The sequence below is a fragment of the Roseobacter sp. genome, from assembly GCF_039970775.1.
GTDB lineage: Bacteria > Pseudomonadota > Alphaproteobacteria > Rhodobacterales > Rhodobacteraceae > Roseobacter.
In genome coordinates this window covers 1-24,486 of sequence record NZ_JBDVLG010000010.1, presented here as the reverse complement: position 1 = coordinate 24,486, position 24,486 = coordinate 1, and the positions used below count along the sequence as shown (strand labels likewise).

24 protein-coding genes and 2 pseudogenes are annotated in these 24,486 nt (G+C 56.2%); 17 read left to right on the top strand and 9 right to left on the bottom strand.

Features of this window, described 5'->3' with window-relative positions:
* Positions 1 to 396: 396 nt before the first annotated feature.
* Genes ABJH13_RS02085 through ABJH13_RS02060 form a run of 6 tightly spaced genes read left to right on the top strand, consistent with a single transcriptional unit; the run spans position 397 to position 4,965 of the window.
* Positions 397 to 1,560 carry a CoA transferase gene (locus ABJH13_RS02085; protein ID WP_348404560.1) on the top strand — a complete coding sequence of 388 codons (1,164 nt, stop codon included), beginning with the start codon at positions 397 to 399 and terminating at the stop codon, positions 1,558 to 1,560.
* Between the two features lie 3 nt (positions 1,561 to 1,563).
* Positions 1,564 to 2,301: an enoyl-CoA hydratase/isomerase family protein gene (locus tag ABJH13_RS02080; RefSeq protein WP_348404559.1), complete on the top strand. Its 738-nt coding sequence runs from the start codon at positions 1,564 to 1,566 to the stop codon at positions 2,299 to 2,301.
* Positions 2,302 to 2,625 (top strand): ScnB-like protein, encoded by a 324-nt coding sequence (locus tag ABJH13_RS02075; RefSeq protein ID WP_348404558.1) that lies wholly within the window; start codon positions 2,302 to 2,304, stop codon positions 2,623 to 2,625. It abuts the gene before it with no gap.
* Positions 2,618 to 2,917: an SH3-like domain-containing protein gene (locus ABJH13_RS02070; RefSeq protein ID WP_348404557.1), complete on the top strand. Its 300-nt coding sequence runs from the start codon at positions 2,618 to 2,620 to the stop codon at positions 2,915 to 2,917. The genes ABJH13_RS02075 and ABJH13_RS02070 overlap by 8 nt, the downstream gene beginning before the upstream one ends.
* 3 nt (positions 2,918 to 2,920) lie before the next feature.
* Positions 2,921 to 3,541 carry a nitrile hydratase subunit alpha gene (locus tag ABJH13_RS02065; protein WP_348404556.1) on the top strand — a complete coding sequence of 207 codons (621 nt, stop codon included), beginning with the start codon at positions 2,921 to 2,923 and terminating at the stop codon, positions 3,539 to 3,541.
* A complete protein-coding gene (locus tag ABJH13_RS02060) occupies positions 3,538 to 4,965 on the top strand; it encodes an amidase (protein WP_348404555.1) in 1,428 nt (475 codons plus the stop codon). Before ABJH13_RS02065 ends, ABJH13_RS02060 begins: the two co-directional genes overlap by 4 nt.
* Here the strand turns inward: ABJH13_RS02060 and ABJH13_RS02055 are convergent.
* The 4 genes from ABJH13_RS02055 to ABJH13_RS02040 form a co-directional block, all read right to left on the bottom strand.
* A complete protein-coding gene (locus ABJH13_RS02055; protein ID WP_348404554.1) occupies positions 4,951 to 5,721 on the bottom strand; it encodes an IclR family transcriptional regulator in 771 nt (256 codons plus the stop codon). The genes ABJH13_RS02060 and ABJH13_RS02055 overlap by 15 nt on opposite strands.
* 178 nt (positions 5,722 to 5,899) lie before the next feature.
* Entirely contained in the window at positions 5,900 to 7,291 is a 1,392-nt protein-coding gene (locus ABJH13_RS02050; protein ID WP_348404553.1) for an amidase, read from the bottom strand.
* Positions 7,288 to 8,253: a pyridoxamine 5'-phosphate oxidase family protein gene (locus ABJH13_RS02045; RefSeq protein WP_348404552.1), complete on the bottom strand. Its 966-nt coding sequence runs from the start codon at positions 8,251 to 8,253 to the stop codon at positions 7,288 to 7,290. Before ABJH13_RS02045 ends, ABJH13_RS02050 begins: the two co-directional genes overlap by 4 nt.
* Positions 8,234 to 8,836, bottom strand: coding sequence for a glutathione S-transferase N-terminal domain-containing protein (locus ABJH13_RS02040; RefSeq protein ID WP_348404551.1), 603 nt, complete (start codon positions 8,834 to 8,836; stop codon positions 8,234 to 8,236). The genes ABJH13_RS02045 and ABJH13_RS02040 overlap by 20 nt, the downstream gene beginning before the upstream one ends.
* A gap of 139 nt (positions 8,837 to 8,975) precedes the next feature.
* On the opposite strand from ABJH13_RS02040, the gene ABJH13_RS02035 reads away from it, so the two are divergent.
* Complete coding sequence (locus ABJH13_RS02035) at positions 8,976 to 9,893, top strand: LysR family transcriptional regulator (protein ID WP_348404550.1); 918 nt, start codon at positions 8,976 to 8,978, stop codon at positions 9,891 to 9,893.
* On the opposite strand, the gene ABJH13_RS02030 is transcribed toward ABJH13_RS02035, so the two are convergent.
* Positions 9,882 to 10,781, bottom strand: a complete 900-nt coding sequence (locus ABJH13_RS02030; protein WP_348404549.1) for a LysR family transcriptional regulator — start codon at positions 10,779 to 10,781, stop codon at positions 9,882 to 9,884. The two genes, ABJH13_RS02035 and ABJH13_RS02030, sit on opposite strands and share 12 nt — an antisense overlap.
* Positions 10,782 to 10,952: 171 nt before the next feature.
* Between ABJH13_RS02030 and ABJH13_RS02025 the strand changes: the two genes are divergently transcribed.
* From ABJH13_RS02025 to ABJH13_RS02010, 4 genes are all read left to right on the top strand, one after another.
* Positions 10,953 to 11,972, top strand: a complete 1,020-nt coding sequence (locus ABJH13_RS02025; protein ID WP_348404548.1) for a TAXI family TRAP transporter solute-binding subunit — start codon at positions 10,953 to 10,955, stop codon at positions 11,970 to 11,972.
* A gap of 89 nt (positions 11,973 to 12,061) precedes the next feature.
* Complete coding sequence (locus tag ABJH13_RS02020) at positions 12,062 to 13,990, top strand: TRAP transporter fused permease subunit (protein ID WP_348404547.1); 1,929 nt, start codon at positions 12,062 to 12,064, stop codon at positions 13,988 to 13,990.
* Positions 13,991 to 14,005: 15 nt separating this feature from the next.
* The gene (locus ABJH13_RS02015) at positions 14,006 to 15,421 is read left to right on the top strand and encodes an aldehyde dehydrogenase family protein (RefSeq protein ID WP_348404546.1); all 1,416 of its coding nucleotides are present in this window, start codon (positions 14,006 to 14,008) and stop codon (positions 15,419 to 15,421) included.
* 2 nt (positions 15,422 to 15,423) lie between these two features.
* Positions 15,424 to 16,938, top strand: a complete 1,515-nt coding sequence (locus ABJH13_RS02010) for an AMP-binding protein (RefSeq protein ID WP_348404545.1) — start codon at positions 15,424 to 15,426, stop codon at positions 16,936 to 16,938.
* 20 nt (positions 16,939 to 16,958) lie between these two features.
* Here ABJH13_RS02010 and ABJH13_RS02005 read toward each other — a convergent pair whose 3' ends face one another.
* The 3 genes from ABJH13_RS02005 to ABJH13_RS01995 form a co-directional block, all read right to left on the bottom strand.
* Entirely contained in the window at positions 16,959 to 18,242 is a 1,284-nt protein-coding gene (locus ABJH13_RS02005) for a TRAP transporter large permease (RefSeq protein WP_348404544.1), read from the bottom strand.
* A 2-nt stretch (positions 18,243 to 18,244) separates the two neighbouring features.
* Entirely contained in the window at positions 18,245 to 18,775 is a 531-nt protein-coding gene (locus ABJH13_RS02000; RefSeq protein WP_348404543.1) for a TRAP transporter small permease, read from the bottom strand.
* A gap of 62 nt (positions 18,776 to 18,837) precedes the next feature.
* On the bottom strand, positions 18,838 to 19,899 hold the full coding sequence (locus ABJH13_RS01995) for a TRAP transporter substrate-binding protein (RefSeq protein ID WP_348404542.1): 1,062 nt from the start codon (positions 19,897 to 19,899) through the stop codon (positions 18,838 to 18,840).
* A gap of 540 nt (positions 19,900 to 20,439) precedes the next feature.
* Between ABJH13_RS01995 and ABJH13_RS01990 the strand changes: the two genes are divergently transcribed.
* On the top strand, positions 20,440 to 21,765 hold the full coding sequence (locus ABJH13_RS01990) for an FAD-dependent oxidoreductase (protein ID WP_348404541.1): 1,326 nt from the start codon (positions 20,440 to 20,442) through the stop codon (positions 21,763 to 21,765).
* Positions 21,743 to 21,943, top strand: a complete 201-nt coding sequence (locus ABJH13_RS01985; protein ID WP_348404540.1) for a hypothetical protein — start codon at positions 21,743 to 21,745, stop codon at positions 21,941 to 21,943. Before ABJH13_RS01990 ends, ABJH13_RS01985 begins: the two co-directional genes overlap by 23 nt.
* Positions 21,944 to 21,978: 35 nt before the next feature.
* Here ABJH13_RS01985 and ABJH13_RS01980 read toward each other — a convergent pair.
* A pseudogene (locus ABJH13_RS01980) lies at positions 21,979 to 22,092 on the bottom strand (IS5/IS1182 family transposase); the annotation flags it as partial.
* A 175-nt stretch (positions 22,093 to 22,267) separates the two neighbouring features.
* Here ABJH13_RS01980 and ABJH13_RS01975 point away from each other — a divergent pair.
* The 4 genes and pseudogenes from ABJH13_RS01975 to ABJH13_RS01960 all read left to right on the top strand — a co-directional run bounded on the left by ABJH13_RS01975 (position 22,268) and on the right by ABJH13_RS01960 (position 24,050).
* Positions 22,268 to 23,236, top strand: coding sequence for a hypothetical protein (locus ABJH13_RS01975; RefSeq protein ID WP_348404539.1), 969 nt, complete (start codon positions 22,268 to 22,270; stop codon positions 23,234 to 23,236).
* A 260-nt stretch (positions 23,237 to 23,496) separates the two neighbouring features.
* Entirely contained in the window at positions 23,497 to 23,772 is a 276-nt protein-coding gene (locus ABJH13_RS01970; protein WP_348404538.1) for a transposase, read from the top strand.
* Positions 23,763 to 23,825: pseudogene (locus ABJH13_RS01965) on the top strand (hypothetical protein); the annotation flags it as partial. The gene ABJH13_RS01970 and the pseudogene ABJH13_RS01965, both read left to right, overlap by 10 nt.
* A gap of 15 nt (positions 23,826 to 23,840) precedes the next feature.
* Positions 23,841 to 24,050 (top strand): hypothetical protein, encoded by a 210-nt coding sequence (locus ABJH13_RS01960; RefSeq protein WP_348404599.1) that lies wholly within the window; start codon positions 23,841 to 23,843, stop codon positions 24,048 to 24,050.
* The last annotated feature ends 436 nt before the right edge of the window (positions 24,051 to 24,486 follow it).

Here is a 24,486-nt window from a genome sequence, read left to right as displayed (position 1 = left end):
CCTTGTATTTTCGCGCCAAACTTGCCACGAAGCCCGGTGGCTTTCAATATTTGGAATAATATTCCGCATTGCGGAACATGCGTGCAACATGTCGTGAATACACCTGTTTTTAACGCCCCATGCTGGCAATTTGGCCCTGAATGTTCCGTTGCGTTGCCTAAATTTCGATCACAAATTCGGGATAATTGCGCATCATCCGTCCAAACCCGCAAAAGCCATCTGCAAATCCATCCGCTGGCGATTTCGATATTCCATAATGCGGAACCATGTTCTATATAATTAAAGACCGCGATTGATCGTACAAATAGGTGGGTGTCATCCTGTTTTGTTAAAAATTGACATGTCAAACACGCCAAAGACCGCCCCCGCGGACTAGATACACAAGGAACTCGCCTGATGCTGCCACTCACTGGAAAACGCGTAATCGAATTTTGCGAAGTCGCAGCGGGCCCGTTTTGCGGCATGCTTTTGGCCGATATGGGCGCCGAAGTGATCAAGGTGGAACGCGCGCAGGGCGACGCAATGCGCATGTGGCCGCCGATCAATGACGGCTATTCCGAAAATTTCGCGTCGATCAACCGCGGCAAGAAATCTGTCGTGCTGGACCTGAAATCAGACGATGGCATTGCCGCAGCCAAGGCGTTGATTTTATCGGCTGATGTCGTGATCGAGAACTTCCGGCCCGGCGTCATGGAGCGCAACGGCATCGATTTCACCACCATGAACCCGCTGAAACCCGCATTGATCTATTGTTCAATCTCCGCGTTTGGGCAAAGCGGCCCACGTTCGCGGGAAGGCGGGTTTGATTTGACCATGCAGGCGATGGCCGGCGTCATGAGCGTTACCGGCGAGCCGGGCGGTGCCCCGGTGAAATGCGGCGTGCCTTTGTGCGATTTCGTGTCGGGCCTGTACGGATCCTACGCAGCTGCCGCAGGGTTGCTGGAGGTCGCGCAAACCGGTCAGGGCAAACATATCGATGTCGCGATGTTGGGGGCCACATTGGCGATTGCCGCATTGCAAACCAGTGAATATTTCGGCACCGGGAAAGACCCGCGCAAGCTGGGCTCGGCACATCCGCGCAACGCGCCCTACCAAGCGTTTGAGGCCTCTGACGGGTATTTCGGCATGGCTGCGGGCAACAACAAGCTTTGGAAATCTGTATGTGATGTGGTGGGAATGCCCGAGCTGTTTGAGCAAGATCGGTTCATCAACCCCAGCATGCGCGCCGCCAACCAAACCGAGCTTCTTGAGCTGCTAACAGAGGTTTTCGTGACCAAACCCGCCGCCCATTGGTTGGATGCCTTCGCCAAAGCAGGCGTGCCCAGCAGCCCGATCAACACCTATTCGCAAGCGCTCAATGATCCGCAGGTGCACCATATGGGCTGGGTTCAGGATATGACCTTGCCGGGCGGGCGCGAGACGCAAACCTTTGGGTCGCCGTTGCGGTTTAATGACGTGCAAACCCCGATCACGACACCACCGCCTGTGTTGGGGGAACACACAAATCAGCTGCTGTCAGAGCTTGGGCTTGCCCCAGATACTGATGAAAGTGCGGCCTAACATATGCCCATCAAGACCAATATTTCACAGGGCCACCTGTCTATCACGCTGGCCAGCCCCGACACATCAAACGCCCTAAGCCCCGATATGGTCGAGGCGTTGATCGACGCATTCACCGACTCGCGCGACGTGCGGTCCTGCACCATCCACGGTGAGGGGCGTAACTTTTGTGCGGGGTTTGATTTGTCGGATATTGATGTCTTGTCAGATGGTGATTTGTTGCATCGGTTCTTGCGCATTGAAACCATGTTGCAAATGGTTCACCACGCGCCTTTCCCGGTGATGGCCATGTGCCACGGGCATGTGGTCGGCGCGGGCGCTGATCTGGTTGCTGCGTGTTGGAAACGGGTCGCCGACCCTTCGGCAAAGTTCAAAATGCCGGGGTGGAATTTCGAACTGGCGCTTGGCACGCGGCGTTTGGCGCGCCTGATCGGGTCTGAGACCGCGCGCGACATGTTGATTGACACCCGCAGCGTGATGGCCAATGAAGCCTTCAATATTGGGCTCACGTCGGCGACTGTCACGCAGGAAAATTGGGCATATGAAGTCAAAAAACAGATTGAACGCAGCCGCGCTTTGCCGGAATTTGCGTTGTCATCAATGTTTGATTTGACCCTGCCGGACACGCGCGATCAAGATATCGCAGCGATCGTCGCAACCGCAGGGCGGCCCGGCCTGAAAGACCGGATCAAGACCTATGCGGCGACTGTTGCGAAAGCGCGCAAAAAGAAAGGTGACTGAATGCCAGATATGATGGATGAATTTCGTGGCATGCATGATTTGGGCGGCCTCATAATGCTGCCTTTGGATCAATCCGAGCACGACTATGACCCGTGGGAAAAACGCGTGCATGCGGTGCGTGAACTGCTGGCGCAAAAAGGGCTGCTGCGGGTAGACGAGCTGCGCCGCACCGTCGAAGGCATGGGCGAAGATAAATACAAACGTCTAAGCTATTACGAACAGTGGGTCTGGGCGATGTCGCAGGTGATGATCGAACGGGGTGTGTTCACTGACCATGAGTTTGCCCAACGTATCGCTAAGATAAAGGCAGGCCAAGGTGCCTAAATTCCAGCCCCAAGATACGGTGACGATTGCGCAGGGGTTTCCCATCGGCCATTGCCGTACGCCATGGTATGCGCGCGGGAAAAGCGGCATGATAGAACGCTACTGCGGCAGCTTTGCCAACCCAGAAGAATTGGCCTACCGCCGGGATGGGTTGCCCGCCGTGCCACTATACCGCGTGCGCATCGCCATCGCGGACATTTGGCCCGAGGACAGCACCCAGACAGACGACACACTCGAAGTAGAAGTGTTTGAACATTGGCTGCAGCCAGCCGGATCAGCAAACGGACAATAAGCCATGCATGACCACCATCACCCCCACCCCAACCAGCCTGACGAAGAAGACGGTCCCATGACGGAATTCCGTCTGATGGAGATCGCGCTGCGCGAGTTGTTGATCGAAAAAGAGGTGCTGACGCAGGCGGACCTAAACCAGTTGTACCTCAAAATGGACGACCGTGGCCCGCATACCGGCGCCGCGATGATCGCCAAGGCGTGGATCGACCCTGACTACCACCAGCTGATGCGCACCGATGCCAGCCAAGCCGCCCGCGAGATCGGGCTCGACCCCACGTGGCTGAACCTGATCGTGGTTGAGAACACCGAAAAGCTGCATAATGTCGTCGTGTGCACCTTGTGTTCGTGTTATCCGTGGCCGCTCTTGGGGCTGCCGCCGGATTGGTACAAAAGCCGCAGTTACCGTGCCAATGTCGTACGTATGCCACGCGCCGTTCTGGCCGAATTCGGCACCGAATTGCCCGACACCGTCGAGGTGCGGGTGCATGACAGTTCAGCCGACATGCGGTATCTGGTGATGCCGATGCGGCCAGCGGGCACCGAAGGCTGGAACGAGACGCAATTGGCAAAGCTGATCACACGCGACAGCATGATCGGGGTGACACAGGCGCTCCCCGCATGAGCGATCTCAACACGCGCAGCGCGACCGAGTTGCGCACCCTGATCGCCACGCGCCAGGTGTCCCCGGTGGATGTGTTGCACGATTGCCAAGCCGCGATTGAGGCGCAAAATGGCACGATCAATGCCGTCGTCACCACCAGCTTTGAAACCGCAAAGCACGCCGCGATCCGTGCCGAGGCACAGGTATTGGCGGGCGATGATCTGGGCCCCCTGCATGGTCTGCCCGTGCTGATAAAAGATCTGGCCGATACGGCTGGCATCCGCACGACCTATGGCAGCAAACATTTCGCAGACCATGTGCCCGAGACTGACGCGCTGGTCGTGGCCAAACTAAAAGCCGCGGGGGCGATTGTCATCGGCAAGACAAACACACCCGAATTCGGCGCCGGGGCGAACACGTCAAACATGGTGTTTGGCGCGACAGGAAACCCGTTTGACCCGTCGCTCACCAGCGGTGGGTCGTCTGGCGGGTCGGCCGCGGCGCTTGCCTGCGACATGGCACCGCTTGCGTCCGGGTCCGACCTGGGCGGGTCCTTGCGGATCCCCGCGTCTTTTTGCAGCGTCGTTGGTATGCGCCCGTCGCCCGGGATGGTGCCGTCAAACACCCATGTGTCGGGGTTCTCGCCGCTTTGGACAGACGGCCCGATGGCGCGCACCGTGCAAGATCTGGCGCTGATGCTGTCGGCGATTTCGGGCTTTGATGCCCGCGACCCGCTGTCCACGCCCGCATCAACGTTTGACTTTGAGGCGTTCCAAAAACCAATGGATCTTGCGCAGCTTAGGGTCGGGTTTTCCACCGACCTAGGGGCGGCCCTTGTTGACCACGACATTCGCGCGTTGTTTGAGACCCGCAAAACCGCAATCGCATCGCATTTCGCACAAGCTGGGGATCTAGATCTGGATCTGTCCGCAGCGACAGAGGTGTTCAAAATCCTGCGGGCCGAAAGCCTGTATGCTGCCTACGGCGATTTGGTGAACAGCCACGGCGATGAGATCGGGGCAAATGTCACCGCAAATATTCGCGCGGCTGAAAACTACACCCTGACCCAAACCGCGCAGGCCGATGCCGTCCATACGCAAATCTACCGCCGGTTTCAGGCCCTGTTTGACGATATCGATGTGTTGGTTTGCCCTGCTACGGCCGTGTCGCCGTTTCCGGTGGGTGAAAACCACCCGCGCACGATCAACGGGCAGGCGTTGGACGGGTATTATGCGTGGTATGCGATCACTTGGGCGCTGTCGTTGGTCGGATGTCCGATTGTGACCATTCCCTGTGGGCTGGATCACAATGGCATGCCCTTTGGGATCCAACTGGTCGGGCGCAGGCACAGCGACCTTGCGTTAACGCGGGTGGCATTTGCCCTTGAACCAGCGCTTCAGCGCCAAGGGCTGGGGCGCGCGCACCCGCCCCTAGCGTTGCCCTAACGTCGACCAGATCATCTGCGTGCAACCCAAACCGGTTGATATCCTTTCGGCGTATTCAATCAACTGAGGCGCCAGATCTGTCAGCTGTTTTTCAGACACGCGGCTGCCGGGCGCCGACACGCCAATGGCACCATCCACACGCCCCATAGCACAAGATATCGGCGCACTAATCCCGATGACATCCTTGCGCCATTCCCCTCGGTTTATCGCATATCGTTGCTGCCGGATCGTACGGGCCTGTGCCAAAAACGCATCCGCATGGATGATCGTCTTTTGTGTGTGGGCCGCGGCACCGGCAATCACATCGTTGATGACATCATCGTTTTGGTAGGCCAACATAACCTTACCCGTCGCAGTGCAATATGCAGGTGCCCGCCCGCCCAGTTGGGTGTAGGCGCGCACGGGCTCGCGGCTTTCGATCTTGTCAATATACAGGACTTCGCCCGCGTATAGTTCCGACAAATGCACCGCCTCGCCCGTCGCATCAGCCAACATCTGCATGTAGGGCCGCGCCACATCACGCATGTTCACGCGCGATATAATTTGGCTGCCCAATTCCCACACCTTCAACGATGCGGTGTACTGGGTTTCGTCGGGTTTGCGGACGTATCCCAGCGTCATCAACGTTTGCAACAACCGGTGGACATTGCTTTTGCCCAAGTCGGTCTTGTTGGCCAGTTCGGTGATCCCCATCGGCGCGTTGTTCTGGGCCAAAATTTCCAAAAGGCCGAACGCTTTAACGACTGCTTTATCCACGCGATTTACCCACAAATAATCGGACCCTTAGCTAGCGGGCCTTTTGTGAATTTGTCAATCTTAACAGTGGCAGATTCGCGCACGCCAAATGCAGCATTCGCCTTGCGGCAAACACCTCACTTGGGGGCCGTCCGGTGCGTCATAACCAGACGGTGCTATGGGGGATCATCCTTTTGGGTTATGCGATTTGCGTACCACTCAGCTTGGTCTCGATGGCGGCTGCGACGCTAAAGGCCAATGCGTCTTGATGCCGGGGCGCGATAACCTGAAGCCCGAACGGCATGCCTTTGTGGTCCATCCCGGCCGGAACCGACACAATCGGGCACCCCATCAATGACAAGGCCCACGTCACCGCATACCACGCCACATAATCCACAACCGGTTCGCCGTTGATTTGATCAGGGAAGGGTTGGTCCACCGGGAACGGCGACACCGCAGTCGATGGGCAAATCAGGATGTCGTAGGTGTCGAACAGCTTTTGGAACTCTTTGAAAATGACGGTGTGCGCGGCGTTTGCCTTGGCGGTTTCCACAAAGGTCAGGCTGTCTGCCAACGATAGGTTGTTACGGACGTTATCGCCCAGTTTGTCGCCGTGTTGCTCTTTTAACCCGTGGGCGGTGGCATAGACATCCATCACCCGAATGGTTTTGAAAATCTCAGGGGCGGGCGACAAATCGGGCGCAATGGTGCCGGTTTGGGCAAAATCCGGCGACAAGGTTGCAACTAGCGCGTCGAAGGTTTTGCGAATGCCGTGGTCCAACGTGGCCAACCCAAGATCTGCCGACACGCCCACCTTGAGCCCGTCAAGCGCCACAGGCGTCAGCCCCGTGGGCGCAGATAAAGGCGCCGCGCGGGGATCGTCAGGCGTGTATCCTTCTATCGCTGTCATGCAAAGGGCCGCATCCGCGACCGAACGCGCCATTGGGCCTTCGGTCCACAATGGCGAATGCCCGATAGCTAAATCCCCACACGGCACCCGCCCCGGCGTTGGCCGCATCCCGACGATGCCGCAAAACGAGGCCGGTATGCGCAAACTGCCGCCAAAATCAGACCCAATCGCCAACGGCGCCATCCCGCAGGCCACCGCAACTGCCGACCCACCCGAAGACCCCCCGCAGGTGAGGTCGGTGTTATCTGGGTTCCGCGTGGCGCCATACACCTTGTTGAAGGTGTTCGCCCCTGTGCCAAATTCCGGGGTGTTCGTTTTGCCCAAAATAATGGCCCCCGCCTGACGCAGCTTTGTGATGATGCCAGCGTCGGTTTCGGGGATGTGCCCTTGGAAACACAGCGACCCGTAGGTGGTGGTCAAACCTTCGGTATCGATCAGATCTTTGATCAACACGGGCAATCCAAACAATACCGGCAAATCCGCAAGCGTGGGGCGTATGCTGTCCATTTGTGCGGCTTGCGCGCGGGCACTGTCATAGCAGGTCGCGACCACGGCATTGACCTGCGGATTGCGATCTTCGATCCGCGCGATGCAGCTCTCGAGCAGGGCGCTGACGGTCAAAGACCCGTCTGCAATTTGGCGCCGCGCATCAACGGCGGATAGGTCGCAAGGGTCTGTCATGGGGTTTCCTTCGTCAGTCCGGGCGCGGGTGGGTCGCGCGATAATTCTCGGAGAGTACAAGTGACCGGAAGCGCCGCCAATGCCCGTGCAACATGTGTTGGCGTGACATGAATGACCCGTTCTGCGCCGTACGTCTGCGCATGCGCGCCCGCATCCAGTTCAACCTGCGCCTCTCCTGACAGGGTCAAAACATCACCCCGGTCAAAGTCGAAGAACATCAAGGACACCCGAGAGTCCAGCAAGATATTACCGATGGTATTAAAGAACTTATTGCCATCATAATCGGGGATCACAAGGCGGCCGTCCTTGGCCACATGCACAAACCCCGGACGCCCGCCGCGATGGTTCACATCAACACCCGCGCGCCGATCCGCGCCAATTTGCGGCGCACGGGATGCGATAAAACACGTGTCAGCCGCATTTATCTGGGCGATATCGCGGTCATTCAGATGACGGCCTTCAGACAGATCTGCGGCGGGGGCCGCTGCACGCAGGTCATCGCGCACGTGAATGTAACGCGGGCAATTGCCAAAGCTCTGATCTACGGCGATCCACAGGGTATCGACCTCAACCTGCGCTATGGTGCCGTTCAGCCGGTTGCGGCGCTTGGTCTCAAACTCAATGCCAACGACGCTGACTTTGGCACCGACGGTCAAATCAAGGTCTGGCCGTTCAAACGCGGTGGGCCGCGACGTGATGCACAACATCCCCGGCGACGGCGACGTCATAAACCCCTGAGGCCCGCTGCGCAGAAACGGCCAAGGGTGCCCGGCAGTGTCAAGCGCGCTCAGAACAACCAGCTGTTGGTCCGCAAAGAACGCGCGGTGTTGGTCTGGCATGTGGTCGCGAATAACAACGCTGCCCCGGTCTCGCATACGATCTGCGACACCAAGGGCATTGTGCATTTGTTTTTCGCCGTCATGCCAGACGTCACGCAGGGATTTAGGACCGTGGGATGTCAACGAACCCGTCCAGAGCTTCGACAGACACCAACCATTTCAAGATGTTGGGGTAAGGTGCAAGATCAAGCTCGCCTTCGTTCGAAACCGCAACATACGAATAGCAGGCCACATCCGCCAACGTGGCCCGGTCACCGACAAGCCACGTGCGATCTGCAAGATGTGCCTCCATCAGGTCGAACAGTTTCTTGCTCATCGCGGCGGCGGCGTCATGGTCGCCGGGCATTTTGAACAGCTTGATCAGGCGCGCCATGTTCGGGCCCCGAAACATCACACCCGCGGCGATTGCGAACCATTCGTCAACTTCGGCCAGTTGCTGCGTGTCGGTTGGCATCCAACCTTTGCCTGCCGCGTGCGTGCGTTCGAGGTGTTGGATGATGGCGATGGAATCGCGCACAGTCGCGTCGCCATCGACAAGCGTTGGCACCTGACCCAGCGGATTGATCGCAAGGTACTCAGCCCCCTGACGTTGGCCTTCCATCTCCATCACGGGGACCAAATTCAGGTCCACGCCCATCAAAGAGGCAGCGAGTCGCGCGCGGTGGCAGTGGCCAGACTTGGGAACATCATAAAGCGTGATTGCCATGCAGTTTCGTCCTTATTTGCAAAATGCTGAATTTTTCAGCCGTTATTTCAGGGGCTTGTCTAAAACTAGCGCATATCATTATTGACACACCAGTCCCCAATTTGAGAGGTTATCTGTGCGAAACTCAACAGATGGAAACATGAACGCACAGGACCACAATTGGGAAGACCTGCGTCTTGTCCTCGCGATCACGCAGGGCCAAGGGCTGTCGGGGGCGTCGCGTATCCTCTCGCTGCACCACGCAACCATTCTGCGGCGGTTGAATGCGTTTGAGCAACGGATGGGCGTTGTTTTGTTCCACCGGGGCGCGCGCGGATATGAACCCACAGAGGTGGGCGAAGAGCTGGGCCGCATGGCGTTGGCCATCGATCAGGACGTCGAAGATGCGTATCGCAGGCTGGCCGGTCAGGACCTGCGCCTATCGGGGACAATCAGGTTGGCGACCTCTGATTTCATCGCGCAAAGCCTTTTGTTGCCGGTCTTGCACAGCTTTCGCCAGCGCCAGCCCAGTATTGAGATTGAGGTGTCGGTTTCTCCGCAATTTGCATCGCTGACAAAACGCGACGCCGATGTGGCATTTCGGGCGGCCAGCACCCCGCCTGACAATCTGGTGGGTCGCAAAATCGCCAAATTGGGGTACGGAATTTACGTGCACGAAACCTTGCTCAATCAGTTCGGCATGCATGTGGGGCTAGAGCAGCTCGACTGGGTGGGTGACGATCACTCGATCTCTCATGTGACGACAAACCAGTGGCGCATGCGCGAATTTCCGAACGCCCGCGTGCGCACACGGTTTGACAGTCTCATCAGCAAATTCGGCGCGATCCGTCACGGGATGGGCATCGGGTTTCTGCCGCATTTTCTGGCCACGACGGACCCACACCTTGTCTGCCTCAAAAGCAGGCCGGACAAATGGACGTTGGATCTGTGGCTGCTGACCCACCCGGATTTACGCCAGATGAACCGGATCAAATCCTTTTTACGTTGTACCGAGGATGTGGTTACACAGCTTGATCTGTCGCAACTTGACGAAAATTCCCCACCCCTAAGCTTTTGAGAAAAAGTCCTTTAGGTGATCAATGAAAGCCAAGGTCGACCGCCGGTAGATATTGCGTTTCAGGCTAATGGCGCACAGGTTCAAGGGCCGGTGAGCCCCTTCAATCGGGACATATTGCACGCGGGTTCCATCATAGTTTCGTTGATTTTTGGGCATCAGGTTCAGGATCGAAAACCCAAGTTCGTTGCCCACAAAAGACCGTATCGTCTCAAACGAAGCCACGGGCACCGTGCGCTGAACCTGCAGGCCCTGACTGGTGAACAGCGAGAAAAAATAGCTGCTGGAATGGGGCAGATCAAGATACACAAACGGCTCTTGCTGCATCTCCTTTAACGGCACGGCGGGTTTGCCTGCGAACCGGTGCCCAACCGGCAAGATCAGCTGCGGCGGGAAGCTGGCGAAATAGTCGATGCGGTAGTCTTGCGGCAGATCCAGATCAAATGTCAGGCCCAATTCGTACCGACCTGAATCGATCGCGTCGAACACCTCTTGTTGGTTGCCTATCATCATGTCCACATGCGTATTGGGGTATTTCTCTTGGAACAAACGGGTGACGGAAGCCATATAAACCGGCGCGATATTGACGAAACACGCCACCCGGATATCGCCCGTGACCTCATTCACCACGCTGGTGGCCAAGGCCTCGAAATCGTTGGCATGGGCAAGGATACTGCGGGCTTCGCGCAACAATAGTTCGCCCGACGGCGTCAGGCGCACCCCGCTCGAGTTTCGGCGGAGAAACAACGACACGGAATACTGTTTTTCCAGCTGAATAATCGCGTTGGAAATCGAAGGCTGTGAGACATTCAAAACACGCGCGGCATTCGAGATCGACCCGTGGTCGGAGGCCGCTACAAAATAGGTAAGTTGGCGTAACGTGTACCTCATAGCTTTTCCCTATGGCCCCTGAACAAAGTTAATATTATGCAAATGCCCCAAGATTGCACCAGTCTTTCGCCGTGCGGTTGGTCTGGGGGACGTTCTGTCTGACTTTTGACTGCGCCTTTTGCGAAATAACGCGCCACCACAGGCGTGACACACTCAACAGGGATGCTTTGCATGAAACATATCACACTGGCCTCGGCCAAGGCAGCGCTGGTCGGCGTTGCCGCGCTCGCCGCAGTTCAGGCGGTTGCCGAAGATACCGTCGACATCATGGTGTCGCCCACAGGCACCGGCCCGTATTTGGCATGGGCCACGGTGCAAACCTATGCGCCGGACTTCCACGACAGCCTGCGCCCAGTCGCCGTTGAAACACCTGGGTTCGTCTACAACGTGCGTTACTTCGCATCCAACCCTGACCTGTGGAAAAACACATTGATCGGATCGGGTGAAGTCGTCGAATGGGCTGCGGCAAATGGTGTACCGCCGTTCTTTCCCGAACCACTGGAAGCGGCCAAAGATTTCCGGGTCATTGGGACCATGACCCAAAGTTCGAACCTCTTTGTTGCGACAGATCCTGAAATTCAGGGGCCCAGCGATTTTGAAGGCAAGCGCATCGCCACAGGTCTGCTGAGCCAGAACGAATGGGGTATGCACCAGCGTCTCATGGTCGAAGGTTTGGGCCTGATGGACAAGGTTGCCAGCTACAGCCCGCTTGGCCCGAATGCCAACGTCGAGGCCCTGCTGGATGGGCGTGCAGATGTGGGCACGGTTGTGTTGCACTCGGCGCTTGGGTTGAAAAACAACCTAGAGGCCGGACCGTTTAAGACCTTGGAAAGCTCTGGCCGCGACTGGCATTTCGTATCTATCGATCCGACAGATATCGAGGCCTATGTCGAAAAAACCGGGGCGCCGTTTATGGTGCGCGAACTACCTGCCAACACCATGAGCAACCAGCCAGAGCCGGTCACAACTGTGGGCAACAACGTGCTGCTAAGCGCCCACAAGGATTTTCCCGAAGAGATGGCGTATGAGTTCACCAAACTGTGGGTGACCATGGGTCCAACCGTGGCAAAATATAACGCCGTTGGTGGCATCTGGGATGCGGATTCCATCGCCAACATGGCGCGGACCAACCCAGAGCGGATCCACCCCGGTGCGATGCGCGCTTACAAAGAGCTGGGTCTCGTCAAATAATCTCCCCACTTGTCGGGCCTTTGCCTCTGCTTTGGCAGGGGCCCGATCTTTTTTCCAACCCGATTTATCTAACCCGGTGAGTACGCCACGTGACGACGCAACCTGACATCGACCTTCCAACCGACACCCCTTCCCCGTTGATCCTGCGCGGCCTGTTGGTGGCCGTCGCCATCGCGCTGATCGGCTACAGCTGTGCGACGGTCTGGGCCTCGCTGACGGGCGCGATGGAACACTATACCATCCACGTCTCGCTTATTTTCATGCTGGTGCTCGCCGAAGTCATGGTGGTGAAATATGCCACCAACCGGCTGCTGACGGTCTTTGCGGGGCTGCTGTTGATAGCCATCGCCGCATCGGGGCTGTATTTTATTGATCAGGCCAAAGTGCTTGAATTCTCGCAACCGTTCATCTCCTCCACCGACTTTGTGTTTGGCCTGCTTCTGGTCTTTGCAATCTTATCCGTAGCCTGGATCACATGGGGGCCGGCCCTTGCGTTGATCTGTATCGCCGCCGCCGCCTATTTTGCGTTTGGGCACATGTTGCCGGGCGATCTGGCCACCAGCCGTAAATACGACGCGAACCTGATCGTCAGCTATCTGGCAGGTATGGGCGGGCCGCGTGGTGTGCTGAACTATGCGCCCTTGTCGGCGGATGTGATCTTTTTGTTGCTGGTCTATGGCGGCACGCTGCATGGCACGCGGATCATCGATATGTTCGGCGAAATCGGAAACGCCATCGGCAATCTGTTTCGCGGCGGCGTGGCCTATTCGGCCACCACGGCCAGCCTGCTGATCGGCATGGTCACCGGGCAATCTGTTAGCAATATCGCGCTGTCCGGGTCGATGACCATCCCCACGATGACACGCACTGGGTTCACCCGCAACGAGGCGGGCGCCATCGAGGTTCTGGCCTCGACCGGCAGCCAGCTGTTGCCCCCCATCATGGGGCTTGGCGCGTTCCTGATGAGCGTGATTTTGGGAATTTCCTACATCGAAGTCGCCACGGCGGCGATTGTCCCTGCTATCTTGTATCTCTTTGCGGTGCTGTCGGGTATCGTCTGCCTGATCGCGGCGTCGCGCAAGATCCCGTTCAACCGCCAAGCGGTGGATTGGCGGCTCATCGGCTGGATCGCCCCGTCGTTTATTATCTCGTTCAGCGTGCTGATCACGCTGCTGCTCATGCGGTATTCCCCGCCGATGGGTGGCTTTTGGGGTATCGTTCTGGCCGTGGGCCTCAGCTACCTGCGCCCCAAAGAATACCGCCCAAATTGGCACAACCTTCTGGGTGGGTTCCTCGAAGGGGCATTGGCAGGCGCCAAGCTGACTGTAATCTTATCGGCCATCGGGATCATCGTGCAAATGCTGGTGACGACGGGCACAGGTCTGTCGTTGGGCCGGCTGATGATCGAAGCCTCCGCAGGGAACCTCGCGATTGGTCTGATCCTTGGCATGCTGGTGTCGCTGGTCATCGGGATGGGTCTGCCCACACCGGCGGCCTACGCGCTGATCGCGATTGTGGTGGTGCCATCCCTGATTGATCTGGGGATCGAACCGCTGGTGGCCAATTTCTATGGCTTTTACTTTGCGATCTTCTCGACCCTGTCGCCCCCGGTAGCGGTGGGCATCCTAACGGCCATCCGCATCTCAAACGGGACGTTTATGGGCACCGCATGGGAATGTTTCAAACTCGGAGGCGTGTGCTTTTTGCTGCCCTTCTTGTTTGTGGCTTTTCCCAATATCCTCGGCTTTCCGAACATCACGTTTGAAACCTTTGCCATGATTGGCGCTTATTTCTTTGCCACCATCATGCTGTCGGCGGCCACCTACGGGGCCATACCCGGCCGGTTGCTGGGCCGCGCCGAACGCCAGGTTATCGCTGTCGTTGGGCCGGTTGTGTTTGTTCTAACGCTCTTTGTGGACAGCATCGCACTGCACCTTGTGACGCCTATCTGCTTTATCTTGTGGATGATCTGGCACATCAAACAACGCCAGTTGGCACCCCCTACCCCTGCACACTAACCAAGGACGACCAAAATGAACGCTTCTGACCCTTCTGTGACCGACGTGATTGGGGCCCTCATCAACCGGGGGCGCGCAGCACAACGCCTGTTTGAACAGGGCGCAACACAGGAGCGGTACGACCTTGCCGCCACTGCGGTCGGGTGGGCGTTGTTGGACCCCACCCGCAACAAGGAACTGTCGGAAATGGCGGTGGCCAACACCGGCCTTGGGAATGTGGCGGATAAGATCACCAAGAACCACCGCAAGACGTTGGGCCTGTTGCGCGACGTCAAAGGCAAAAAGACCTGCGGTGTGCTGGCGCAAGATACCAAAATCGGGCTGACCGAAATTGCGCGCCCCATCGGGGTAATTGCGGCCATCGTGCCGTCGACCAACCCGGTGGCGACGCCGGTCAACAATACGATCAACGCGCTGAAATGCGGCAATGCGATTATTCTGGCCCCCTCGCCCAAGGGCGTCCGCGTGTGCGAAAAGCTCGTCGGGTATATCCATGCGGAACTGCGCAAACTAGACCTGCCCGTGGATCTGGTGCAATTGCTGCCCGCCCCCGCCGCCAAGGACAAGACCCAAGCCTTGATGGAAATGGCCGACCTGTTGGTGGTCACCGGCAGTCAGGACAACGTGCGCCGGGCCTATTCGTCGGGGACGCCGTGCATTGGTGTGGGGGCGGGCAATGCCACCGTGATCGTAGACGAAACCGCAGATCTGGCGGCGGCAGCCGATAAAATCGCAGCCTCCAAGAGCTTTGACAACGCCACGTCGTGTTCGTCGGAAAACGCGTTGGTTGTAGTGGATGCCATCTATGATGCGTTTGTCGCCGAATTGACGCGCGCGGGGGGGCGCATGCTCAGCGCGCCTGACCAGAACACCCTGAAATCGACGTTGTTTCAAGGCGGGCACCTGAACCGGCAGATCATCGCCCGTGATGTGACCCAAGTGATCGACGTGACCGGTGTTCACGTCGATGCGCCCACAACCGCGCGGTTTTTGATATTACCCGCAGAGGGGATCGGCGCGGACCACCCTGAATCTGGCGAGAAACTCTCGTTGGTGATCTCGCTTTACCGGGCAGCCGATTACGAAGGCGCGGTCGCAACGGCCGAGCGGATTTTGCAACATCAAGGTGCGGGGCATTCGATTGGTCTGCACAGCACCGATGCAGACCGGCCCGTGACCTTGGGGCTAAAGCTTCCCGTGTGCCGGGTGATCGTGAACCAGGCGCATACCTTTGCCACCGGCGGGTCATTTGAAAACGGGTTGCCGTTTTCACTGTCGATGGGCTGTGGGTCATGGGGCGGAAATTCGATTGATGAAAACCTCAATTACACCCATTTCATGAACACAACCAAGGTCGTGCGTCCGATCCCCGCGAATGAACCCGGCCTGCCCGATATCTTTCAAACCTATTGGGATGCGGTGGGGGCATGAACATGAATTTCGCGACCCCGCTGATCGCCGACCATTCGGTGCGCAGCCTGTTGGCAAAACGGGCCGACGAAACCCCCGATGCGCCATATTTAATTGATGAAACCGGCCAAACCCTAACCTACCGCGAGGCAGATGCCGGCGCCAGATCCGTGGCCGCCTTGATCGCCGCACAGGGCGTGCAACCGGGCCAAAGCGTCGCCTATGCCATGTCCAACGGGATAGACGCCGCCTTGGTGATTTTGGGTGCGCTCTATGGCGGGTACTTGACCGTTGCGGTGAATTTGGTCGCGGGGCAGGAAACTGTTTCTTATGTGTTGGATCATTCCAAATCCCGTCTGGTTTTGCACGATGAGGGCGCCAAAGAGCTGGTGACCTCGGCCTTGTCCGGGCAGGAAACCCCGCCGGAATTGCTGCAAATTGGCCCAGATGCTTTTATTCATAGCCCGATATCATACCCCGATATCGCCGCCAGCGCAGATGGCCTGTTGATGTACACCTCTGGCACCACGGGGCGACCCAAGGGCGTTGTGTTAACCCATGGCAATTTGCTGGCCGGGGGCGCAAACGCGGTTTTGGCGCATGTGCTAACGCCTGATGATCGGGCGCTGTGTGTCTTGCCGCTCTATCATATCAATGGGCTGTGTGTGAGCCTGTTAGGGTCGCTTGTGTCTGGCAGCAGTGTGGTGATCCCGCCCAAATTCCGAGTGTCGACGTTTTGGGAAACCGTGGTTGAGACCCGGTGCACGTGGTTGTCACTGGTGCCGACGCAAATCTCGTATTTGCTGCACGAGGTCAAACTGTCCGAACCGCCTGCGGGTGTACGGTTTGCGCGCTCGGCCTCTGCGCCTTTGTCGCCCGATGTCCAGACCGCGTTTGAGGCCGCCTTTGGCGTGCCCATTGTCGAAACCATGGGTTTGACAGAAACCGCGGCGCAGATTTTGTCGAACCCATTGCCGCCCGGTACGCGCAAAATCGGATCGCCCGGTATCGCATTTGGCAATGAGGTGGTCATCGCAGACCCGCTGGGCCAAGAAATGCCGCCCGGCGAAGAAGGCGAACTGTTGGTACGTGGGCCCAACGTCATGCGCGAATATCTCTACAATGAAAAAGCCACCCGTGACAGCCTAACCAGTGACGGATGGCTGCGCAGCGGTGATTTGGGGCGGATGGATGCGGACGGCTATGTGTTTATCACGGGCCGTCTGAAAGAGCTGATCATCAAGGGTGGTGAAAACATCGCCCCACGTGAAATCGACGATGCCCTCTACAGCCACCCCGATGTGATCGAGGCGGCCGCGTTTGCCCTACCCTGCCCGCATTACGGGGAAAAGGTCGAGGCGGGCGTTGTGTTGACAGAAGGCACCGATATGGACGGCGCCAGTCTTGTTGCCCATTGTATTGCCAAGATCGGCAGCTTTAAGGCCCCCGATCATGTGCATGTTTTCGACGCGCTGCCCAAGGGGCCTTCTGGCAAGATCCAGCGGATCAAGCTGGCCGCGCAAGTCTCGCGCGACTGAAGGCCCCCTGCCCTTCGTGATTATCTAAACCACAAGATCACGGAGGGCATGAACGCGATCGCAAAGCAGATGGCGATCAGTGCCACAAACGCTGGTATTGCGCGCACGGCGATCCGCATAAAGGGTTCACCACTGACCGCTGAGGCGGCAAAGAGGTTGATCCCCACAGGTGGCGTAATAAAGCCAACCGACAGTGTCGACACAACGAACACCCCAAAATGCACCGGGTCAAACCCAAGCTGTTGCCCAATGGGGTAAAGGATCGGCATGATCACCAAAATGGCGGCGATGGGTTCCAACAGGCACCCAATGACCAGCAACATCAACACGATCAACCCGACAGAAACCGCAAAGCTGGCGTCAAACGACGTAAAGACCTCGACGATGGTGCTGGGCACGCGCAAGATCGCGAGAACCTCGGCAAACAGGATCGAAAACGCAATGATGGGCGCCAGAATACCGGTTGTGCGCGAAGCTGCGGTAAAGATATCGCCGATTTCGCTAAACCTGATTTCACGGACCAAGACCAGTTCCACCAAGAACACATATCCGACGGCCACGGCAGCGGCTTCTGTGGGGGTAAAGAACCCGCCGTAGATCCCGCCCAAAATGACCACCGGCGCGCCGAACCCGTAGCGGGCCTGCCATAGAGCTTTGAGCGCGTTGGAGCCGGAAAATGCGTTGCGTTCGCTGGCGCCCCAGACGCCGAACCGGCAGACCAGATAGTTGGCGACACAAAGGCCAAAGGCGATCATGAACCCCGGCAGGATACCCGCAACGAACAGGTCACCAACCGATGTCGCCGTGGCGATGCCGTAGATGATGAAAATCAGGCTGGGCGGCACGATGACCCCCAGGATACCACCAGAGGCCGCCAGAGAGGCTGCGTAGCTGGGATCATAGCCTTTTTCTTTGAGGGCTGGCACCATGATTTTACCGATGGTGGCCGTATCAGCCGAGCTGGACCCGCTGGTGCCTGCGAAAAAGAAGCACCCAAAGATCGTGGCCATACCCAGACCGCCACGCAACCAACCCACAAGCGCTTCGCCTAGGTTGATCAAGTCACGGGCGATGCGCCCGCGTGAGATAATCTCACCGGCCAGAATGAACAGCGGCATGGCAAGCAGTGCCCAACTGTCGAGGCTGGCGAAAAGGGTCGTGCTGAGACTGCTGAGGGAATAGGCGCCCGTCAGCAACATCAGTGACAATGAGCCAACAGCGAGCACAACAAAAAGCGGCAGCCCGATGACCAGATGAAAGACCATCAAAACCATGACGATCGTTGCGATTTGAGAATTATCCATGATCAAATTCCCCCATGACCAGCAGCTTGTGTAGGCAGTGGTTCAAAATAATTGGGCGCGTATCGACGCCCCAACCGTTGACCAATGCGGATAATCATCAGACCCCAGCCAAGCGGCAGCGCCAGTTGCGCCCACGACAGGTTCACCGGCAGGGCATGCATGCGAATGTTGGCCATCTGTTGAATTTGCATCAATTGAATAGAATACCAGATCACCGCGATAGAAATCGCGACACACAGCAGGTCGATGTAGGTTTCCAGCAGGTTACGCGCGCGCGGCCCCAACCAGTTGGGGATCAGGTCAATGCGGATGTGTTCGTCGTGGCGGAAGGCCTCGGCGGCTGCGAAATATGCAAAATAGACGAAGGCGTAGCGCGCCGTCATTTCGCCCCATGTTGTTGAATGCGCAAAGAAATAGCGCATCGCGACTTCACTGATGATGATCAAAAAGAAATACGCGTAGGCAAGGATGATAAACCAACGGACGAAAGGTCCGTCTAGAAAGCGGAGTACGCTGCGAAACTGTGAAGTCATGTTTTGATGTGCTTTTCTGGTGGAAAGCACCCGGACAAGATCCGGGCGCTTTCTGATTTGGATCAGGCTTGCAGTTCGACGATTTTGTCGAACGCTTCACGCCCAAAGGCATCTTTCAACGCGTCATATTCGCTGCGCTGATGGCCCATGGTTTCGACCCAGACGTCTTTTTCACCTTGCTGAAGCTGCGTGACTTCAATGCCAGAATCCTGCCACAGCTTGACCATGGTGTCGTTGGCTTTCAGCTGTTCGGTGCGCTGGAACTCATAGCTTTCGCGCCCGGCCCGCATGATCGCCTCTTGAATGTGGGGCGGCAAGCCGTCAAACCAACGTTTGCTGAGCGTGGTGATGTGGCAATTGAAGTTTAGCTCGTACAGGGTCGCGCTGGACAGGGTCTCGTGGATCTTGGTGGCGGTCAGTGGCCCAAGCCCCACGCTCAATGCATCAGCCGCACCTTGTTGCATGGCCTGATAGGCCTCGCCCCATGCGATCGACACTGGGCTGGCAGAGGTCAGCTTGAACATCACATCTTCGACGCGTGTGCCGTTGGTGCGCACTTTCAGACCCTCAAGGTCTTCGGGTGTTTTGACGACTCTGTCGATTTTCTTACTGACCCCCAGAACACGGAAACCGGCATTCGCCCACATCCCCGGAACAACCTGGAACCCGTTAGACGCAGGCGCCGACAGGAAAGCGGAATCGCGGAAACCTTCTTTCTGGATCGTGTTCTCAAACTGTTGGTTCGAGGCAAAAAGGTACGGGAAATCCAAGATATTGTAGACTTCGGAATAGTTTACAAAGTTCCCTGTAGACAGTTGGCACCCTTGGATGGCGCCGGTCAGAACCTTTTGCGGCAGCACGTTTTGACCGCCCAGGCTGCCTGCCTCGTGAATGTCGACAAGCAGCTCGCCCTCGGCGTATTTTTCAGCTGCGGCTTTGAACTGAGCCAGGCCAGTGATCATGTAGTTTTCAGTGGCAGCACCGAATGTGTGGCCAAATGTCAGCGTGTGTTTCGCAGCGGCTGACGCTTTTGTGATCAACGCGGGTGCAGCAAGTGTTAGTAAACCTGCAGCGGCCGTGGAATGTTTGAGAAACTTCCGTCTGTTGAAGTTGGTAGCGGACATTGCGTTACTCCCTATTGTGGTTTTGGCCGCGAACAGGTCAATGCATACGGCGGGTTTTGCGAGTCGGAAACTTCACTGGCACAGGCAACATGTCAAATAAATTCAGAAGACCGTTCTGCATTGTGGAACATTTTCGACTTTTCGCCTAATTCTTAGCCGTTCGGCCTTGGGCCAGGTCTGGCAAGGCCCGCGCCCATCGTAGCCCCTGAATATCCGCAGGGTTCAACACGAACAGACCTACGAAATCTCAATCATAATCGTCATGCAAACATCGATAACAAAGCACATGTCCATGATTTTAGCGGCCCCCTGAAAGAGCATGCTCCTACGGTCCCAAATCAGTTTGGCTATATTTTAGCGCCCAACCCCCTGAGCGACTGCGCATTTTTTAGACAGGCTCTGGCGTAAATTCGTCCACGGCCTCGTAGACCTTTTTATATCGCGTGGTGTAGGTGTCTCTGCGCGGGAACTGGCTGCTAGTGGCGCACTTGCGGCGAACGAGAGATTGGCGCTTCTTATTTGGCGCCTGGAGAGAACGAGATGACCTATTCTGTTGTGGTTGTGGGGGCCGGTGTCGCCGGTTTAACCGCTGCAAAGACACTATCGGAAGCCGGCCTGACAGTCTTGGTTATCGAAAAAGAAGAACGCTGCGGCGGAGCCCATAGGTCGCACAGCATTGGACCCTACACATTCGACGTAGGTAGCGTCTTTTTTGAACGATCTTCAAAAGTCTTCCAATTGGCCGCTAATCTGAAGTCGAACTGCCCCATGGTTCAAAGACAGCAAATGCGGATCAATCAGGAAGGGTCTTTAGCAAGATACCCGATCAGGCCGGCAGAATTGCTTACGTGGTCGAAACGCTCTGCAACATGGGCTATTTTGGAGATGTTCGCCTACAGGCTGTTTGCCAAACGCAATGGCACCCTTGAAAGGATTTGTCTGACGCGTTTGGGCCCGAGGTTCTTTGAGAGAACGGGCCTCAAGAGCTATATCACACGCTTCCATCACATCACTCCAAGCAAGCTTGACGAGAGCTTTTTTGAAAAGCGTATGAATTTTATTGCCAGCTCAACGCGATGGTCTGCGCTGTTTCGCTCGGCGGTAAAGCTGCTTGCTCCGGGTTCGCAGCCCGAAGCGATACGTCCTTCCCTCTATGTCCGGCCCCGCGAAGGGTTCGATGCCATGTACGATGCTGTCCGCATCGAACTCGAAGCACGCGGTGTGAGGTTCCTAATGGACTGCGAAGTGGCTAGGCTCAAGCGTGCAGGAGATCTGTATGAATTTGAAACCTCCAAGGGCACGATCGCCGCACATTCAGTTGTAAATACGGCACCGATCGACACCATCTACAAAGCCGCCTTCGGGCAAAGCTCTGGTTTGAAGTCTTTGGATCTACTCACGTTATTTGTGTCAGCTGAATATTTGAATGAATCGTCCGGCAATGTGCTCTTCAACTTTCACACCGACGGGCTTTGGAAGAGGATCACAGTGTATTCGCGGATTTATCCAGAGATATCGCTCAAGCGTGCGTTCTTTTCGGTCGAATTGACGCAACCTTTTGAACGCCCTTTGGAGGCAGCAGAAGCCTTTGAAGATGTAAGGCGGCATTTGGAGGAGTTAGGCGTTGCGAGCGGGCTCAAGCTAGAAGGACATGACATTGTTGAAGCCGCCTACCCCGTTTACTTGCTCGGCTTTGAGGCGAATTTAAAGTCTCGATTAGCCGAGATTTCTGCACTCGGAATCATATCGACGGGACGGCAAGGGCGATTTGAATATTTGCCGACGGCAGATGGCGTGATCAAACGGGTTGCAAAAGAACTTGAAGCCTCAGTAGACTACTTGCGTGAGCCAAATGAGAGGCCTTAGCGCCGCCATCGGTACATCGCACAGGCAAAACGAAGGGTATTCACATGGCGCGAAGTATCTGAGGCAACTGGCGTTGCTGGCCGATGATGCCAACAAAACCTGGCCCAGCGGGATGGTCGACCATCCGTCCTACCTCGCCAGTCTAAAGAAAACCCATCCGCGCAAAGCCGGATTTTGAGGGCACTTTGATTAGATAAGGCCGAAGGTGGTGTCAACCGTCAAATCACCACGGCGTCGTAAGCCCTCATTGTATTCAGACCAATTGGTCACACAATATTTTTGCTTCGGGATCTTGTCACGATGGACGGCATTGAACTTGTGCGGCAATTACAGAATTCTGAATGAAACAGAAGCCTTTCGTATCAGACGTAAGCTGATCCATGCAACAACGCCCGTTAAAGCAGACCTCAAAATGACACCGTTGTGGTTTGCTTCGTAGGGCTTGTAGTTGTGACCTCAATCCCCCTAGCATCAGCTAACCAATTGAGGGTAAGAAGCTGACTTGTCCAAAATAATCTTACATTTAAAAAGTGGCGATGCTTCACCCGAACTCAACGGTTGGCATCTGCGACTTTATCGTGAAATTCGAGAATTGTGCGCCGACGCCGGCATCGTCTGTGAAATACAAATCCGCGACAAGGGCCTGAAAGTAGGTATCCGAAGCGTTAACGATAAACGTTTTCAAGACGGTAATCTTCATGTCATTGATGACCGTTCCATCGAAGCGAAAGGAGTATTGAACGCAGGCGTCGCTTATTTTTGGGAATATTGGCACCTTGACCTGATTGGAACGAAAGCATTCTCGTCAATTGGTGGTGAAGTCTATGACCCCGCGTCAGTTGGCCCCAACAGAGCAAATATCTTTTTTGACAATCTGACAAAGCGGTATCTACATAAACGGCGCTCCAAGTATGGGCAACCGAACGACATCCAATCTATTCCCACAGGCGCGATTTCGGTATTCTTTCAAGGGCAATACCCCGCAGCCGCAGGTGCTACAAAATTTTCAGATATTGAAATGCTACTCGCAGTCCAAAACCAAGCGGGTGATCGCCCAATAGTCGTCAAACCGCACCCCTTGGTTAGCGATGAATTAGGCTTGCAAATGATGCGTGAGTTAGCACGTAATGATGAGCGCATACATGTCACGAATGCCAATGTTCATGACATTCTATGTAAGAGTATTGCGACAGTATCTGTGAACTCAACCGTCGCCCTTGAAGGGTTTATGCACAAAGTCCCTGCAATTCTGTTTGGAAAATCTGATTTCCACCACTTTGTCACAACGGTAAAGTCATCTGATAATTTCGCTCATGCGCTTAAGACGGAATTGTCCCGGAAATCCGGATTTGAAAACTACCTAGCCTGGTATTTTTTAAAACATTGCCTCCCGCTTAATAGCGGCAGGTTGCATGAAAAAATATGGGACCGATTTGACCATGCTGGATTTGGAAAAGAATATTTCAAATAGAACTTCCACAAACCCTCCTTTTTGACACGGCCGCAAACCTCATCGATTTGCGCTGTCAAAAACCCCTCCCAAAACCCAAGCAGTTGTTGAACGTTTTTGGCTCTCTCGCGATAGCAGACATGGCGTATCTGCGGCGAATCCAGCTTGTGAGGTTTCAAACATCGCTACTGTCGATGGAGGAACCCTGAAGCCAGACGAGAACGACCATGAAACGCTAGGTTGGAATTGATGTCGCCCAAAAGGAATGTGCCCTTTGCATTGTGGATGATGCGGGCGGGATCTTGTTTGAGGGGACCTGTGTGACAGACCCTGATGAAATTGTGCACATGATAGCTTCTGAAGTTGATGACGTTGAGAAGATCGTTCACGAGTCCGGCCCGCTGTCGATCTGGTTAACACGAGAACTGGTCAAGCGAGGCGCACCCGTGGTCTGCATTGAAGCACGGGCAGCTCATAAGGTGTTGTCAGCGCGGATGAATAAGTCTGACAAATCAGATGCTGCTGGGCTCGCGCAGTTGGCGCGTACTTGGGATTAACCCCGAGACGGCATCAATCTGGCGAAACGGATTGGTCGGGGCGCATCTCAAAACGCGGGGATGGGGCCATGCGCAAACTGCTTTATGAAGCCGCCAACATCCTCATCCAGCGTGTGTCGCGCTTCTCACCGCTTAAAGCATGGGCCATGCGACTTGTCGCACGAAGGGGAATGAAAAAAGCCATTGTTGCGAGAGCGCGAAAACTGGCTGTCATCATGACCCGCATTTGGCGCGACGGCACAACCTTTGCGTGGACCAAAGAGGAGCTGCCTGCATGAAATAGCCCAAAATGGAATACGCCCGTCCGGGTGTACAGACATCCCATCGGGACGGTGGCCGGATGACCTCGCTGTCGAATGTCGATGCGCCTGAAAACAGGCGACCTCGCAGCAGACCTTTTTGAGGCACCAGTCCCCGACGCCATTATGAGGCGGCAGCGCCGACCTCGGAGAGAACCATGAGCCCGATGAGACTGAAATACGCTCTTGAATTAACGGCCGCAGATAGAGAACGTCCGTGCACTGCGCAGCATCGGTAAAGAGGGTGTTGTCACATTAACTTCCCGGCGGTTGTTTGGACCTGTCGCGGTTTGATACCGCTCTTTTGATAGCATTTACTGCACCAAAGGAGATTTACTATGGGACTGAAACGGACGGACGAATTCCGCCAGGATGCGGTGCGGATCGCGCTAACCAGTGGGCTTAGGCGCAAGCA

What these genes read in the sequence shown, in the direction of transcription:
- ABJH13_RS02030 (WP_348404549.1), bottom strand. Translation starts at nt 10,781, where the DNA reads ATGAGGTACACGTTACGCCAACTTACCTATTTTGTAGCGGCCTCCGAC.
- ABJH13_RS02080 (WP_348404559.1), top strand. Translation starts at nt 1,564, where the DNA reads ATGCCCATCAAGACCAATATTTCACAGGGCCACCTGTCTATCACGCTG.
- ABJH13_RS02035 (WP_348404550.1), top strand. Translation starts at nt 8,976, where the DNA reads ATGAACGCACAGGACCACAATTGGGAAGACCTGCGTCTTGTCCTCGCG.
- ABJH13_RS02085 (WP_348404560.1), top strand. Translation starts at nt 397, where the DNA reads ATGCTGCCACTCACTGGAAAACGCGTAATCGAATTTTGCGAAGTCGCA.
- ABJH13_RS02060 (WP_348404555.1), top strand. Translation starts at nt 3,538, where the DNA reads ATGAGCGATCTCAACACGCGCAGCGCGACCGAGTTGCGCACCCTGATC.
- ABJH13_RS02005 (WP_348404544.1), bottom strand. Translation starts at nt 18,242, where the DNA reads ATGGATAATTCTCAAATCGCAACGATCGTCATGGTTTTGATGGTCTTT.
- ABJH13_RS01995 (WP_348404542.1), bottom strand. Translation starts at nt 19,899, where the DNA reads ATGTCCGCTACCAACTTCAACAGACGGAAGTTTCTCAAACATTCCACG.
- ABJH13_RS02010 (WP_348404545.1), top strand. Translation starts at nt 15,424, where the DNA reads ATGAATTTCGCGACCCCGCTGATCGCCGACCATTCGGTGCGCAGCCTG.
- ABJH13_RS02015 (WP_348404546.1), top strand. Translation starts at nt 14,006, where the DNA reads ATGAACGCTTCTGACCCTTCTGTGACCGACGTGATTGGGGCCCTCATC.
- ABJH13_RS02040 (WP_348404551.1), bottom strand. Translation starts at nt 8,836, where the DNA reads ATGGCAATCACGCTTTATGATGTTCCCAAGTCTGGCCACTGCCACCGC.
- ABJH13_RS01990 (WP_348404541.1), top strand. Translation starts at nt 20,440, where the DNA reads ATGACCTATTCTGTTGTGGTTGTGGGGGCCGGTGTCGCCGGTTTAACC.
- ABJH13_RS01960 (WP_348404599.1), top strand. Translation starts at nt 23,841, where the DNA reads ATGCGCAAACTGCTTTATGAAGCCGCCAACATCCTCATCCAGCGTGTG.
- ABJH13_RS02075 (WP_348404558.1), top strand. Translation starts at nt 2,302, where the DNA reads ATGCCAGATATGATGGATGAATTTCGTGGCATGCATGATTTGGGCGGC.
- ABJH13_RS02050 (WP_348404553.1), bottom strand. Translation starts at nt 7,291, where the DNA reads ATGACAGACCCTTGCGACCTATCCGCCGTTGATGCGCGGCGCCAAATT.
- ABJH13_RS02065 (WP_348404556.1), top strand. Translation starts at nt 2,921, where the DNA reads ATGCATGACCACCATCACCCCCACCCCAACCAGCCTGACGAAGAAGAC.
- ABJH13_RS02000 (WP_348404543.1), bottom strand. Translation starts at nt 18,775, where the DNA reads ATGACTTCACAGTTTCGCAGCGTACTCCGCTTTCTAGACGGACCTTTC.
- ABJH13_RS02025 (WP_348404548.1), top strand. Translation starts at nt 10,953, where the DNA reads ATGAAACATATCACACTGGCCTCGGCCAAGGCAGCGCTGGTCGGCGTT.